Raw genomic sequence first — 11,292 nt, 5'->3', positions numbered from 1 at the left:
GCGTCCACCTTCTGCTGCATCTGCTGGACCTGCGCGTCGTCGGCGCCGCCCCCGGAGCCGGCCTTGCCGGAGGTCGGGCCGCAGGCCGTCAGCAGGGCGGCGCAGGCCAGCGCCAGGGCCGCCAGGGCCGCGCGTCCGGCGGCGGGCCGACGGGTCACTTCCCGGCCGCCGGGGCGTTCTTCGCGCACCAGTCGGCCACCGCCGTCAGGTCCGCCTTGCGGGTCTGCAGCGTCGGCAGCAGGCTGCGGCGGAAGGTCAGCCGGTCGTTCAGGTACTTCTCGATCTCGGCGTGCCCCGCCTTGTGGGCGTCGTCCACCCGCTGCTGCAGCCGGGCCACCGAACCGTTGACGGTGGCGTCGCCGTTCAGCCGCGTCAGCGCCTTGTCGACCCGCTCCTGGGTCTTCGGCAGCCGCTTGCAGACCGCCTTCGCCCCGTCCCCCTTCGGCGCCCCGCCCGCCGCCTGCGCGGGCCCCGCAGCCAGGAACGCGCCCGCCAGCGCCAGCACTCCGACGGCGGCCGCCGCCCGGTTGATGCGCATGGGTATCCCCTTCCACTCCGAATCCCGGCCGGATCCCCCGGCCGGGCCCGACGGTAGGGGGCCTTCTTGTGGAAACCCTGTGGAACGGCGGCCGGTGCGACGGCGGGGTGGGGGAGGGGTCAGTCCACGGCCGCGTTCCGGAGCGCCGGGTAGCCGGGCAGCGGGTCCGCCTTCCAGCGGGCGGCGACCTCGCGCAGCAGCCCGTCGAAGGCCGCGGCGAGGGCCGGGCGGCCGTCCAGGCGGGCGCCCGCCTCCCAGCGGTGGCGCAGCAGTTGGTGCCGGGTCGGGACGGGGCGGCGGGTCGGGTGCATCGGCCGGTCCTCGGCGGAGCGGGGCAGCAGCAGCACGGTGGCGTTGACCGTCCAGACGGCGACGGCGTCCCGCATCCCGGCCTCCCAGCGCGCGTCGTCGGCGAGCTCCGGGTACACGGGGACGACCTTGTCCCGGTACGCGTTCTCGACCCGCCGGGCCAGTCCGGGCGGCAGGTCGAAGACGCACCAGCAGGACGAGAACGGCATCCGGCAGTACGCGGCGGTGAGGAAGACCGACTGGAAGCACGCCGCCTCGAAGTCCAGCAGCCGCAGGCCGTCGGCGGTGAGCAGGTTGTTGTCCGGGCAGGTGTCGCCGGGCGTGAACGCCGGGTACGCCTCGCCGCCCGCGACGCCGACCGCGGCCAGCTCCGTGGGCAGCCCGGCGGGGACGGGCACCCCGGCCGCGGCGAGCACCTCGGGGAACCGGGCGGCGTTCTCCGCGATCCACGGCTGCTCCGCCCAGGTCGGCATCCCGGTGTCGAACTTCCGCCACAGCGAGGTGAGTTCCTCCTGCCGCCCGACCGAGCCGGCCGCCAGTCGGCCCAGCCCGCGGGCCCAGGTCAGCAGGCCCACCCGGGCGGCCCGCGGATCCTCGCCGAGCAGCAGGTCGGCCAGGGTGGGTGCCGCGCCGAGGTCCTCCAGCACCAGCAGCGGCGACTCCGGGTCGACCGCGAGCAGTCGGGGGCCGGCGAGCCCGAGGGTGAGCCCGGCCGCCTCGGCGGTGAAGGCGCGCAGCGCGTCCGGCCCGCCGGTGTACGCCTTGACCACGACCGACCGCCCGTCGCCGGTGCGGCAGCGCAGCACGCTGGTGCGGCGGCTGCCGCCGAGGTCGACGGGCTCGGACAGGTCGGTGCCCAGCAGCCGGGCGGCCGACACGAGGACCTGCTTCGTTGCTTCCATCCGGGCATCCTGCCACCCGTCCGCCGGGTCAGTGGTCCTCTCGGCCGCTCAGCCAGTCCCGGGGAGAGGGGAGTTGCGCGGTCGAGGAGTCGGCGGGCAGCAGCAGCGGCAGCAGGACCTCGAAGCGGCCGCCGGGGCCGTCCGGGCGGTCGGTGGCGCGGGCGGTGCCCCGGTGCAGGGCGGCCTGCTGGGCGACCAGGGTCAGGCCGAGGCCGGAGCCGGGGCTGTCCGGGCGGCGGTGGAAGCGGTGGAAGACGGCGGCGCGTTCGGCGGGCGGGACGCCGGGACCGGTGTCGTCCACGGTCAGCCGGGCGGTGTCGCCCTCGACGCGCAGGCGGACGTCCACCTCGGCCGGGCGGTCGGCGGTGCGGCCGTGCACGGCGGCGTTGCCCAGCAGGTTGGCGAGCAGGATGCGCAGGCCCGCGTCCCAGCCGAACACCCGTGCTTCGGCCGGGAGTTCGGTGCGGTAGACGGTGTCCGGGCGGCGGCGGGCGGCCTCGGCGACGGCGGCGTCCACCAGTTCGGCGAGGTCGACCGGGCCGAACTCGGAGACCTCCACCAGGTCTCCCCGGGCCAGCGCCGACAGCGCGCTCAGCAGGTCCAGCATCCGGGCGTGGTCCTGCTGCGACTCGGCGATCACCTCGGCCCGCTCGTCCGCCGCCAGGTCCGGGTGCGCGGCCAGCACGTCCAGGTTGGTGCGCAGGCTCATCAGCGGGGTGCGCAGCTCGTGCGAGGCCGCCGAGGAGAACGAGCGCGCGGTCTCCAGGGCCTGCGCCGTCCGGGCCGCCTGCTCGTCGTAGCGCGACAGCAACAGGGCGATCGCGGCGGAGAGTTCGTCCACCTCGGCGGTGCCCGTCCGGGCGTGCGCGAACACCGCGTGCCCGGTTCGCGGGTCCAACCCGGCCGCCCGGCGGCCCAGTCGGCGCAGCGGCCGGGTGGCCCGCTCGGCGAGCCCGAAGGCGACCAGCCCCGAGAGCGGCGCCGCCACCAGCGCCACCAGCAGCACCCGCCGCCGCACCGCCCGCAGCTCCTCGGCCGGCTCCCCGGCCGGGGCCAGCACCCACAGCGTCCCGCTGGTACTGCCACCGGTCACCCGGGCGGTCAACACCCGCCAGGACGAACCGCCCTGACGGATCGTCACCACCTTGCCGTCCGGCGCGTCCGGGAGCAGCAGCGGGTCGTCCGGCTGCGAACCCGCCGAGAGCAGCACCGTCCCGTCGGCGGCGGCCAGCCGGACGCCCGCGTCCAGCGCCGCGTCCACCAGCTTGCGCTGCTGGTTCTGCTCGGCCTTCGGGCGGCCCCGGCTGTCCGCCGCCAGCAGCGCACGGGCGTTCGGCAGCACGGCCGCCGCCCGGGTGTTCAACTGCGCGTCCTGGCGGCGGTGCAGGTCGGCGCCGACCAGCGGCAGCAGCAGCAGCCCGGCCGCCGCCACCAGCAGCGGCACCAGCACCGCCGCCCCGATCGCGATCCTGGTCGACAGCCTCACCGGGCCGCCCCGCCCTCGCCCGGGGCCCGCGACCCCTCGCGCGGTCCCTCCTCCGGGGCCCGCAGCACGAAGCCCACCCCGCGCACCGTGTGCACCGTCCGGGGGCGGCCGCCCGCCTCCAACTTCCGGCGCAGGTACGACACGAAGGTGTCCACCGCATCGCTGCGCACCTCGAAGTCGTAGCCCCACACCCGGTCCAGCAGCACCTCCCGGGACAGCACGATCCCGGCGTTCCGGGCCAGTTGGGCGAGCAGCTCGAACTCGCGCCTGGTCAGCCGGAGTTCCTCCTCCGCCCAGAACACCTGCCGGGTCTCCGGGTGGATCCGCAGCGGACCGACCCGGATCAGGTCCGAGGACTGCGGCGGCCGGCGGCGCAGCAGCGCGTGCAGCCGCAGCACCAACTCCTCGAGGGCGAACGGCTTCACCAGGTAGTCGTCCGCGCCCGCCTGCAACCCGGCCACCCGATCGGCCAGTTCGTCCAGCGCGGAGAGCATCAGCACCGGAGTGTCGTCCCCCCGGGCCCGCAGCGTCCGGCACACCTCGGTGCCCGACAGGCCCGGCAGCCCGACGTCCAGCACCAGCACGTCCGGCGGCTCCTCGGCCAGCGCGGCCAACGCCGGCGCGCCGTCCGACGCGACCGCGACCCGGAAGCCGCTCAGCCGCAACCCCCGCTCCAGACTCCGCCGGATCCCCGCGTCGTCGTCCACCACCAGCACCCGCCCGGCCACACCGCTCACCTGCCACACCTCCACCCGAACGACCGCCGACCCGCCGACCTGCCGGCCCGCTGACCTGCCGATCTGCCGGCCCGCAGACCCGCCGGCCCGCAGACCCGCCGGCCCGCCGACCTGCCGGCCCGCTGACCTGCCGGCCCGCCGACCTGCCGGCCCGCCGACCTGCCGGCCCGCTGACCTGCCGGCCCGCAGACCCGCCGATCCGCAGACCCGCTTCCGCGGGGACACGACTCTCGCACAGCACGGACGCGCCCGACCACGGCGGGGTTCCGCCGGGCCGCCGGCCTGCCGACCCGGTGGCGTCGTTGCCACGGCCCGGCCGGGGCGCCGAGAATCACGGGATGCGCGAAGTGAGACTCTCCGACGGGACGGTCACCCTGTGGCCGCTGGGCCCGGACGACGCCGAGGCACACCTCGAGGGCGAGGACGAGCAACTCGTCCGCTGGCTCAACGGCGGCCCCGGCACCCGGCAGGGCGTCGAGGCGTACCTCCGGCACTGCCGGGAGCAGTGGGAGGCCGCCGGTCCGCTCCGGGCGTTCGGCATCCGGGCCGGGGACGGCGGGGTGCTCGCCGGCACGGTCGATCTGCGGTTCACCGGGGAGGGCCTGCTGCCCGGCCAGGTCAACGTGGCCTACGGCCTCTACCCGGCCTGGCGGGGGCGCGGCCTGGCCACCCGCGCCGTCCTGCTGGCCGCCCGGTACGCGGCCGGCGCGGGCGGGGCGGAGGCGGTGATCCAGGTGGATCCGGAGAACCCCGCGTCCGCCGCGGTGGCGCGGCGGGCCGGGTTCGCCCCCGCCCCGCCGACGCGCGGCGAGGACGGCACCCGGTTCGACCGCTACACCCTGGACCTGCGCGCCGTCGCCCCGTACGCGTAGTCGGTTGGGCGAGCCGGGCCGGGCGGGGGCAGGGCGGGCCGGGACGGATCGGACAGGTCGGGGCGGAGCGGGAGGGGCGGGGCGCGGGTCGGGCGTCCGTCGTTCAGGCGGGCTCGGACAGGCCGCCCAGCGGGATGCGGCGCAGGACGATCCGGCGGTGGCTGATCCGCCAGCCGTCGGGGGTGCGGACGACGGTGTCCTGGTAGGAGACGGAGCCGCAGGAGCCGTCGGCCCGGACGCCCAGGCCCTTGGAGCGGACCTGGGCCCGGTCGTCCGTCCAGGAGGTGATGACGACGTTGGTGACGTGGTGGGCGACGGGGTTGGCCGCGCCCAGGGCCAGGGCCGCCTCGCGGACGGCGGCCACCCCGGACAGCGGGGGCTGGCCGAAGTCGGTCAGGTCGTAGACCACGTCGGCGGTGAACAGCTCGTCCAGCCGGTCGAGTTCCCCGTCGTCGACGAAGTGGCCGTGCAGCGCGATCAGTTCGGCGACGGCCAGGCGGTCTTCGAGGGTGAACGGCACGGGCGTTCCTTCCGGTTCGGCTCGGTCCGGTTCGGTGCGGTTCGGTGCGGGGTCACGGTTCGTCGTGCCAGGAGAAGGCGGTGATCCGCCAGCCGTCCGGGGTGCGGGCGAACTGGAAGGTCTTGGTGCCGGTGCCCTCGTAGGGTGCGCCGTCGAGGAGGCCGGACTTGCGGTAGGTGCCGATCCGGCAGGCCACGCCCCCGGCGATCTCGGTGCGCTCGCTGGTCTCCCACTCGTGGAAGTCGGTCAACCGGCCGTCGGAGAGCAGCAGTTCCCGCGGGGCGATGAACTCCTCGACGCTGTAGGCGGCGTAGCGCGGCGCGGTCACCACGATGACGCCGCCGGGCAGCATCAGCCGCCGGAGCCGTCCGACGTCGGCCGGGCCGCCGTTCCGGTTGTCGAAGGCGGCGAAGAACTCGGCGGTGAGGCGGTCGAGTTCGCCCTTGGTGAGGGGATCGGTCTCGGGCATGGGGTGAACGGTACAGCGCACGGGCGGGGAAACGACAGGAGGAAACGGGCTTGCGGGTCCTTACCCGACCGTTGAGAATCCCGGGCATGACATCTTTGATCAAGCACGTGACCATCGACAGCCTCGACCCCTACCGCCTCGCCTCCTTCTGGTCGGAGGTGCTGGGCCAGCCGCTCCACGAGGACGACTTCCCGGGCGACCCGCAGGCGCTGATCCAGGCCGCGGGCCTGCTGTTCGTGACGGTGCCGGAGAAGAAGGCCGGCAAGAACCGGATCCACTTCGACATCCAGCCGCAGGAGCACACCCGTGACGAGGAGGTCGAGCGCCTGGTCGGCATAGGCGCCACCCTGGTGGACGACCGGCGCCGGGAGGACGGAACGGGCTGGGTGGTGCTGGCCGACATCGAGGGCAACGAGTTCTGCGTGGAGCGCAGCCAGGCGGAACGCGGCAACTGAACCGGAGGGCCCGGTAGGACGACCCGCCGGCCCGGAACAGCGGCCGAGGCCCCGTTCGTCACCACGCGTGCGGACGGGGCCGAGAGAAGGCGGGCCGGATCAACCGCCTTGCGGGCCGGGCTTTTCGTGGTGGACTTCGCTCCAGACGGTCTCGCGCGGGGTGCCGTGGTTGCGGGAGGGCGGGGTGTAGGTGTGGCCCCAGCGGTCGCCGAGGGCGAGCGCCTTGAGGACGGCCCGGTGGTCGTCGGAGCCGTCGCCGGTCCCGTCGTGGGGGCGGACGACGGTCAGTTCGACGCGGTAGCCGTCCGGGACGACGGTCAGTCGGGCCTCGCCGGCCCCGGCCTCGGCGAGCTGCTCGGCGATCTCCCAGGCGCGCTGCCGCAACGTGCCACCGCTCACGAGACGGCCCCCGGTTCGGGCGAGGCCGTCCGGACAGCGGCGGGGGCGTTGACGGTGAACTCGCCGCGCAGCAGCGCGAGTTCGACCAGCGCCTCGGCGAGCCGCTGCGCCCACGGCAGCCCGGCGTACCCCAGCGCCAGGCCGGCGGCCTCCGGCGCGACATCGGGGCGGTAGACCGGCGAGAGGCCGGGCGGCGGGTCGAGGCGGGCGGCGCAGAAGGCGCGCTCCAACGAGTCCGAGGCCCGCTCGGAGTCGGCGAACCCGTCCCGCAGGAAACGTTGCAGAACGTCAACAGCCACCAACGGCTGTCCGGTGTACAGCACTTGCTTGCCTTTCTCGATGCTGTGGTGGGACGTGCTCAGGCCGCGTCGGCGGCTGCGGCGCAACGCGGGCACGCGCAGGGCGGCCAGGTCAGCGCGGAGACCAGCGGCAGGACCTCCTCCTCGTTCGAGAAGCAGGAGGAGACCGGAACCCGGGTTCCGTCGGGCTGGACCCGGTAGACCCGGATCGTCAGTCGGGGCTTCCGGCTCGGGTACTGGTGATCAGGCATGGCAGTGACCTCGCGGATGGCTGCACGGAAAGTGGTGCGCAGAGGCGCGGTGACGGCATGGGTATCTATATGAGACCACCACATGTACTCATGTAGAGGAGTCACGAGTAGAAGAGTGCCCTAGTCCTCTATATAAGTAAACCCGCCGCGAGGAGAAACCCGCGGCGGGCCACCGGACTTGATCGACCGTCAGTCCGTGACGGCAGCCTGGTAGGTGAGAACGAAATGGTCGGCTGCCATGAGGGTGTCGCAGACCTCGACCACGCGGCCGGTGGTGGTGACGACCTCCCGCACCAGGTGGATCACCGCCGCACCCGGGCTCAGCGCCAGCGCGACCGCCTCGGCCTTGGTCGCCAACCGGGCCCGGACGGTCTCCTCGTACTCGGCGAGTATGAACCCGTGTTCCTCCAGGCGCTGGTAGATGCCGCCACCGCCCGGGTTCTCGGCGAACATCTCCGGGATGTCCTTCACCACGTCCCACGGCAGGTACGAGGTGGCCTCCTCGGTCGGCACGCCGTTCCGGAAGTACCGCCGCCGACGGGCGAGGACCCGGGTGCCGACCGGGACCTGGAGCCGTTCGGCGATGTCGGCCGGTGCCTCGGTCGGGCCGATGAACAGCACCGTGACGGAGAGGGTGCCGCCGGACGCCTCGGTCTCGGCGAGGTAGGCCGCCTTCCCCGCCTTTCGGTGGGCCCGCCGGAACCGGTCCGACGACCTGTGCTGCACCGGGGGACGGTAGCGGACGAAGGAGCCCCGGCCGTGGTACGTCTCGATCAACTGCGCCGTCCGCAGTTCGGCGATGGCGTTGCGCACGGTGCCCGACGCGACTCCGTAGCGCTGCATCAACTCGGCCTCGCTCGGCACCGGAGCGCCCGGGGCGAGGATGCCCGCCTTGATCTCCGTCGCCAGGTCGTCCGCGATCTGGAGGTACTTCTTCGCCTTCGCCGACGCCGCCGGCTCGCTGCTCGCCATGGTTCCTTCAGGGCTCCTCTTCTCCTGTACATGAGTAACAGCGTCCTGAAGCCGTAGTCAACGCCACTTCGCCACGCTCCCGTTGCAGGCGCGGTGGTGCGAGAGGACGACGCGGCCCCGGGCTGATTCCACGGGCTCCCGGCTCCTGACTCCGGGGGGCGGTGCGGGGGCGGGGCGCGGAAGTGCGGGTGGGGTGAATCCTTTTCGGGGGGTCGGGGCTCTTATGGGTGTCACGCGCCGGACGGCGGGTGGTACGGACGAGGGCCCGGAGGGCGTCATGATGGTTGCTGTGCTGGTCGGTGCGGGTGCGGTGCTGCTCTGCACCTGTGTGCTGGTGCTCAAGCGGAAGCGGGGGAGCCGTGGTTGAGACCGCCTGGCCCGGCGAGGAGGTGATCCGGGCGGCGCGCGGCGGTGACCGGGAGTCGCTGGCGGTGCTGGTCGCCGGGGCGCATCCGAACGTCCGCCGGTTCGCGCACTCGCTGTGTGCCAGCCCGGAGGACGCGGAGGACGCCGCGCAGGAGGCGCTGATCGTGCTGTACCGGCGGATCGGCATGTTGCGGGCGACCGGGGCGCTCGCGTCCTGGCTGTTCCGGATCGTCCGCAACGAGTGCCTGCGCCGGGTCCGGGCGCCCCGGCGGGTCGTCGCCGAACTGCCGGACGGGGCGGCGGGGGTGGTGGACTCGGCGGAGCAGGAGGCGTTGCGGCGGCTCGACACCGAGCGGGTGGCCGCCGCGATCGCCGGGCTGCCCGCCGATCAGCGCCGGGTGCTGATCATGCGCGACCTGCAGGGGCTCGGCGGGCGGGCCGTGGCGGAGGCGCTCGGGCTGAGCACGGCCGCGATGAAGTCGCGGCTGCACCGGGCCCGGGCGGCCGTCCGGGCCGAACTCGCCGACCTCCCGGGCGGTGTGCGGTGACCGGGCGGTGGACGGGCGAGCCCGCGACGGACGGGCGGCCGGACGGGCGGCCGGACTTCGCGAGCGCCTCGCTGCCGCGTCACCTGCTGCGCGGCGCGGTCGGGTTCGGGGCGGTCGCGGCGGGTCTCGGCCTGCTGCCGGTGGTCGGCGTGGTGGCGCTGCTGCTCGTCCCGGTCGGGCTGTTCGCCCTGCGCGGCTGCCCGATGTGCTGGGCGATCGGGCTGCTCCAGACCGTCTCGCGGGGCCGGTTGCGGCGCGAGTGCGCGGACGGCCGGTGCAGCATCGCGCCCCGGGCCGGGGGACGGTAGCGGGCCGATCATCGGATCAGCGCAGTGATCCGCCGGGTGGGGGAACGGTCGACGGTTCTGCGCCGCCCGGCCGGGACGGTCCAGCAGACTCGTCCCGTCGGGCGGCGGGCCCGGACGCACCCGCCCGGGGCCCGCTCCGGGCCTGCGACGGGCCTGTGGTGGCCCGGTGACGGACCCGGCGACGTGCCCGAACGGACCCGCGCCGGACCCCGCGCCAGACCCGTACCGGACCCGTGCCGGACGCGCACCCGAGGAGGACCCCGCCATGAGCCACGCCGCGAGCCCCGCAGCCGCGCACCGCCTCCCGGCCGGAGCGCTCCCCGGAGCGGTCCCCGGACCACTCGCGGGGCCGCTCGCCGGGCTGCTCGACCGGGTCCCGCTGCCCGCCGCCCACCCGCACGCCGACGCGCTCCGCGAGGAGGCCGTGCACTGGCTGTCCGGCACCGGGCTGCTCGACCGCGAGGGCCTCGAACGGCTCCTGGAACAGGGCCACTTGGAGCTGGCCGCGCGCTGCTGGGGCGACCTCCCGCTCGGACCCGCGCTGCGGGCCGGCACCCAGTGGCTGCTGCTCGGCTGGATCCTCGACGACCACTTCGACCGGCACTGGCTCGGCGACCCGTCCGACGAGGCCGACCGCACCGTCCGCGAACTCACCGCGCTGCTCGGCCCGGAGCTCGGCCCCGGCGCCGTCCCGCCCGCGCCCGCGACCGCGCTGGCCCGGGCGTTCCGCACCCTGTGGCAGGACAGCATCGCCCTCGCCGGGCCGTCCTGGCGGGCCCGCCAGACCGCCGACTTCCGCAGCTACCTGGAGAGTTCGCTCGACTTCCTGCGCCTGCGCGGCGCCACCCCCACCGTTTCGCAGTACCTCTCGCACCGGGACCAGGACGGCGCCGTCCGCTGCGCCACCGGCGCGGTCGAACTCGCGCACCGCCTCGACCTGTCCGCGCAGTTCCACCACCACCCCCAACTCGTCGACCTGCGCGCCAGGTTGGACCACCTGATCGGCTGGGCCAACGACCTGTGCTCGTACCGGGTCGAGACCGCCGCCGGGCACGGCAACAACCTGCTGAGCGCACTGGAGGTGCACGAGCGGCTGCCCCGGGACACCGCCGCCGCCAAGGTCGCCGCGCTCTGCGAGGCCGAACTCACCACCCTGGAGTTCCTCGCCGAAGGCATCGCCCGCGGCTCCCACTGGCCGCCCCAAGTACGCTGCTACGTCCGGGCCCTGGTCCGTTTCGCGCACGCCCTGCTGCACTGGACGGCCGCCACCGCCCGCTACCGCCCGCAGCCCGTCCCGCCGCCCCGGGGCCGCGAGTAGGCTGCCGGGGGGCCGAACGGGCAGGGGGAGGCGGGACGTTGGCGCTGCGCAGGAAGGGCTCCCGTCCCCTCACGGTCGACGGGGCGCCGTACCGCTGGACGATCCGCCGCCGACCCAGCTACGGGCAGGGCATCGGCGAGAGCCCGCTGACCGCGGCCGTCGAACGCGCCGACGGGGCCGGCGCCGTCCTGCTGCTGCGCTTCCCGTGCGCCCACCCCGGCAACTGGCTCGGCCTGCCCGCCACCGGCGTCACCCCGGCCCGGATCGCCGCCGCCGTCCGCCTCGCCCGCGCCCGCGGCTGGGACCCGGAGCGGCCGGGCGGACCGTTCCGCCTCGACCTGCCTGCGGAGTCGTAGTCCGGACCCGCGGAGTCGTAGCCGGACACGCGGAGCCATAGCCCGGACCCGGGCACTCGGGGGTCGGGTACTCGGAACCAGGGCCCCTGCCGCCACGGCGTCGCCGCCGCGCGGTCACAGCGGCGGCAGGGGCTCCTGCGCGTCCAGCCAGCGGGCGGGCACGCCGGCCAGGCCGGTGCGGGCGGCG

At 75.2% G+C, this 11,292-nt stretch carries 16 protein-coding genes; 6 read left to right on the top strand and 10 right to left on the bottom strand.

All coding sequences use genetic code 11. The features are described 5' to 3' along the window. Window positions 1-154: 154 nt before the first annotated feature. The 4 genes from ACFUEL_RS25105 to ACFUEL_RS25090 form a co-directional block, all read right to left on the bottom strand. Entirely contained in the window at window positions 155-538 is a 384-nt protein-coding gene (locus ACFUEL_RS25105; protein ID WP_380239010.1) for a hypothetical protein, read from the bottom strand. Window positions 539-657: 119 nt separating this feature from the next. Next, window positions 658-1,749, bottom strand: coding sequence for a hypothetical protein (locus tag ACFUEL_RS25100; protein ID WP_380239009.1), 1,092 nt, complete (start codon window positions 1,747-1,749; stop codon window positions 658-660). Between the two features lie 28 nt (window positions 1,750-1,777). Continuing rightward, a complete protein-coding gene (locus ACFUEL_RS25095; RefSeq protein WP_380239008.1) occupies window positions 1,778-3,235 on the bottom strand; it encodes a sensor histidine kinase in 1,458 nt (485 codons plus the stop codon). After that, entirely contained in the window at window positions 3,232-3,963 is a 732-nt protein-coding gene (locus ACFUEL_RS25090; protein ID WP_380239011.1) for a response regulator transcription factor, read from the bottom strand. The genes ACFUEL_RS25095 and ACFUEL_RS25090 overlap by 4 nt, the downstream gene beginning before the upstream one ends. A 347-nt stretch (window positions 3,964-4,310) precedes the next feature. On the opposite strand from ACFUEL_RS25090, the gene ACFUEL_RS25085 reads away from it, so the two are divergent. Beyond that, on the top strand, window positions 4,311-4,844 hold the full coding sequence (locus tag ACFUEL_RS25085) for a GNAT family N-acetyltransferase (RefSeq protein ID WP_380239007.1): 534 nt from the start codon (window positions 4,311-4,313) through the stop codon (window positions 4,842-4,844). Window positions 4,845-4,947: 103 nt separating this feature from the next. Here the strand turns inward: ACFUEL_RS25085 and ACFUEL_RS25080 are convergent, their stop codons facing one another. Together ACFUEL_RS25080 and ACFUEL_RS25075 are read right to left on the bottom strand one after the other, a co-directional pair. Continuing rightward, the gene (locus ACFUEL_RS25080) at window positions 4,948-5,364 is read right to left on the bottom strand and encodes a nuclear transport factor 2 family protein (protein ID WP_380239006.1); all 417 of its coding nucleotides are present in this window, start codon (window positions 5,362-5,364) and stop codon (window positions 4,948-4,950) included. A 52-nt stretch (window positions 5,365-5,416) separates the two neighbouring features. Then, on the bottom strand, window positions 5,417-5,833 hold the full coding sequence (locus ACFUEL_RS25075; protein WP_380239005.1) for a DUF4440 domain-containing protein: 417 nt from the start codon (window positions 5,831-5,833) through the stop codon (window positions 5,417-5,419). A gap of 86 nt (window positions 5,834-5,919) precedes the next feature. On the opposite strand from ACFUEL_RS25075, the gene ACFUEL_RS25070 reads away from it, so the two are divergent. Beyond that, on the top strand, window positions 5,920-6,288 hold the full coding sequence (locus ACFUEL_RS25070; RefSeq protein ID WP_380239004.1) for a VOC family protein: 369 nt from the start codon (window positions 5,920-5,922) through the stop codon (window positions 6,286-6,288). 99 nt (window positions 6,289-6,387) lie between these two features. On the opposite strand, the gene ACFUEL_RS25065 is transcribed toward ACFUEL_RS25070, so the two are convergent. The 4 genes from ACFUEL_RS25065 to ACFUEL_RS25050 all read right to left on the bottom strand — a co-directional run bounded on the left by ACFUEL_RS25065 (window position 6,388) and on the right by ACFUEL_RS25050 (window position 8,209). Continuing rightward, window positions 6,388-6,687, bottom strand: coding sequence for a hypothetical protein (locus ACFUEL_RS25065; protein WP_380239003.1), 300 nt, complete (start codon window positions 6,685-6,687; stop codon window positions 6,388-6,390). Beyond that, window positions 6,684-6,986, bottom strand: coding sequence for a hypothetical protein (locus ACFUEL_RS25060; RefSeq protein WP_380239002.1), 303 nt, complete (start codon window positions 6,984-6,986; stop codon window positions 6,684-6,686). The genes ACFUEL_RS25065 and ACFUEL_RS25060 overlap by 4 nt, the downstream gene beginning before the upstream one ends. 59 nt (window positions 6,987-7,045) lie before the next feature. Beyond that, window positions 7,046-7,237, bottom strand: coding sequence for a hypothetical protein (locus ACFUEL_RS25055; RefSeq protein ID WP_380239001.1), 192 nt, complete (start codon window positions 7,235-7,237; stop codon window positions 7,046-7,048). A 189-nt stretch (window positions 7,238-7,426) separates the two neighbouring features. Further along, window positions 7,427-8,209: a GntR family transcriptional regulator gene (locus ACFUEL_RS25050; RefSeq protein WP_380239000.1), complete on the bottom strand. Its 783-nt coding sequence runs from the start codon at window positions 8,207-8,209 to the stop codon at window positions 7,427-7,429. A 359-nt stretch (window positions 8,210-8,568) separates the two neighbouring features. Here ACFUEL_RS25050 and ACFUEL_RS25045 point away from each other — a divergent pair, with 359 nt between their 5' ends. The 4 genes from ACFUEL_RS25045 to ACFUEL_RS25030 all read left to right on the top strand — a co-directional run bounded on the left by ACFUEL_RS25045 (window position 8,569) and on the right by ACFUEL_RS25030 (window position 11,105). Further along, a complete protein-coding gene (locus tag ACFUEL_RS25045) occupies window positions 8,569-9,123 on the top strand; it encodes an RNA polymerase sigma factor (protein WP_380238999.1) in 555 nt (184 codons plus the stop codon). Further along, a complete protein-coding gene (locus ACFUEL_RS25040) occupies window positions 9,120-9,431 on the top strand; it encodes a hypothetical protein (protein WP_380238998.1) in 312 nt (103 codons plus the stop codon). The genes ACFUEL_RS25045 and ACFUEL_RS25040 overlap by 4 nt, the downstream gene beginning before the upstream one ends. 265 nt (window positions 9,432-9,696) lie before the next feature. Next, window positions 9,697-10,749 carry a terpene synthase family protein gene (locus ACFUEL_RS25035; protein ID WP_380238997.1) on the top strand — a complete coding sequence of 351 codons (1,053 nt, stop codon included), beginning with the start codon at window positions 9,697-9,699 and terminating at the stop codon, window positions 10,747-10,749. A gap of 38 nt (window positions 10,750-10,787) precedes the next feature. Then, window positions 10,788-11,105 (top strand): hypothetical protein, encoded by a 318-nt coding sequence (locus tag ACFUEL_RS25030; RefSeq protein WP_380238996.1) that lies wholly within the window; start codon window positions 10,788-10,790, stop codon window positions 11,103-11,105. Window positions 11,106-11,292 lie beyond the last annotated feature (187 nt).

The sequence above is a fragment of the Kitasatospora sp. NPDC057198 genome, from assembly GCF_042670125.1.
Lineage (GTDB): Bacteria > Actinomycetota > Actinomycetes > Streptomycetales > Streptomycetaceae > Kitasatospora.
The sequence above is the reverse complement of the archived record's forward strand: the minus strand, read 5'-3'. Positions and strand labels throughout refer to the sequence as shown.

What these genes read in the sequence shown, in the direction of transcription:
- ACFUEL_RS25105 (WP_380239010.1), bottom strand. Translation starts at nt 538, where the DNA reads ATGCGCATCAACCGGGCGGCGGCCGCCGTCGGAGTGCTGGCGCTGGCG.
- ACFUEL_RS25100 (WP_380239009.1), bottom strand. Translation starts at nt 1,749, where the DNA reads ATGGAAGCAACGAAGCAGGTCCTCGTGTCGGCCGCCCGGCTGCTGGGC.
- ACFUEL_RS25085 (WP_380239007.1), top strand. Translation starts at nt 4,311, where the DNA reads ATGCGCGAAGTGAGACTCTCCGACGGGACGGTCACCCTGTGGCCGCTG.
- ACFUEL_RS25075 (WP_380239005.1), bottom strand. Translation starts at nt 5,833, where the DNA reads ATGCCCGAGACCGATCCCCTCACCAAGGGCGAACTCGACCGCCTCACC.
- ACFUEL_RS25070 (WP_380239004.1), top strand. Translation starts at nt 5,920, where the DNA reads ATGACATCTTTGATCAAGCACGTGACCATCGACAGCCTCGACCCCTAC.
- ACFUEL_RS25055 (WP_380239001.1), bottom strand. Translation starts at nt 7,237, where the DNA reads ATGCCTGATCACCAGTACCCGAGCCGGAAGCCCCGACTGACGATCCGG.
- ACFUEL_RS25050 (WP_380239000.1), bottom strand. Translation starts at nt 8,209, where the DNA reads ATGGCGAGCAGCGAGCCGGCGGCGTCGGCGAAGGCGAAGAAGTACCTC.
- ACFUEL_RS25035 (WP_380238997.1), top strand. Translation starts at nt 9,697, where the DNA reads ATGAGCCACGCCGCGAGCCCCGCAGCCGCGCACCGCCTCCCGGCCGGA.